The sequence below is a fragment of the Teredinibacter waterburyi genome, from assembly GCF_001922985.1.
GTDB classification, from domain to species: domain Bacteria; phylum Pseudomonadota; class Gammaproteobacteria; order Pseudomonadales; family Cellvibrionaceae; genus Teredinibacter; species Teredinibacter waterburyi.
The window spans coordinates 1-881 of the sequence record NZ_MRUH01000146.1 but is presented as its reverse complement, the minus strand read 5'-3'; the positions used below and the strand labels follow the sequence as shown (position 1 = coordinate 881).

2 protein-coding genes are annotated in these 881 nt (G+C 47.4%); both read right to left on the bottom strand.

Annotated features, from left to right (window positions below; all coding sequences use genetic code 11):
- Positions 1 to 127 precede the first annotated feature (127 nt).
- Positions 128 to 418, bottom strand: coding sequence for a type II toxin-antitoxin system RelE/ParE family toxin (locus tag IDZ20_RS10930; RefSeq protein ID WP_188151473.1), 291 nt, complete (start codon positions 416 to 418; stop codon positions 128 to 130).
- The gene (locus tag IDZ20_RS10925) at positions 415 to 678 is read right to left on the bottom strand and encodes a type II toxin-antitoxin system ParD family antitoxin (protein ID WP_188151472.1); all 264 of its coding nucleotides are present in this window, start codon (positions 676 to 678) and stop codon (positions 415 to 417) included. The genes IDZ20_RS10930 and IDZ20_RS10925 overlap by 4 nt, the downstream gene beginning before the upstream one ends.
- Positions 679 to 881: the final 203 nt, after the last annotated feature.

Genomic DNA, 881 nt, shown 5'->3' with positions numbered 1-881 from the left:
CCCGAAATAACAATGATTTTGCAGGTGTTTTGATTGGCGAGCTGTTCGAGTAGCGCGAAGCCCTGAATGGGCTTGTGATTCGAGCGGCGAAAGAAGCTGAGAGTCACCCGTAAACAAGCGCTTTTTATCAGAAGATTACCGTGGTGTCTCGATCAGCGCGTAATACTCTCACCAAGATGAGTTTGGTGTCAGTAATTTGGTAATACAGATTGTAGCGGTCAACAGGGAAGCTTTTTAATCCTTTCACCAGTTCCGGCCGGTCTCGCCCTAGGTCGGGGAACTCCGCTAGCTTTAAGGCCTTTTCTTGTAATTTATCCAGATAACGATCGGCATTGACGGGCTGATCTTCTGCGATATACAACCAGATTGCCAACAAGTCGCCTTCCGCTTCCGATGAAGTTTCTAACTCAAGAATCAACTGCCTTTCCCTACTAACTTAGCGCGACCTTTGGCCTTAATCGCTTCGATATCCAAGGGTTTCACCTCGCCTCTCTCTAGCGAGTCCATACCCTTGTCTATATCCCGCCTCAAGGCTTCTAAGCGTATCGCCTGCATGGCGTCACGCTCTTTCAGCAACCGGAGTGCTTCACGCATCACCTCACTCACCGAGTTATACATACCCGTCGCAACCTTTGATTTTACGTAACCTTCCAACTCAGAAGTTAAAGATACATTCATGGCCATGCCTCATTTTTCAATCAATCTATGTCTCGATTATAGCCATTAATAACAAGGATTGTTATTCGTCGTTATCATTTTCAGGTTGTAATGTTGCCAACAACTCTTCCGCCGAGGCTTCGGCTTCAGCGTTAAGGTGGCGGTCTTATTATTTTGCGATGAAGGCCGCGCGCAAAGCTTGGCCTTTTGGGCTATCGGGCAAC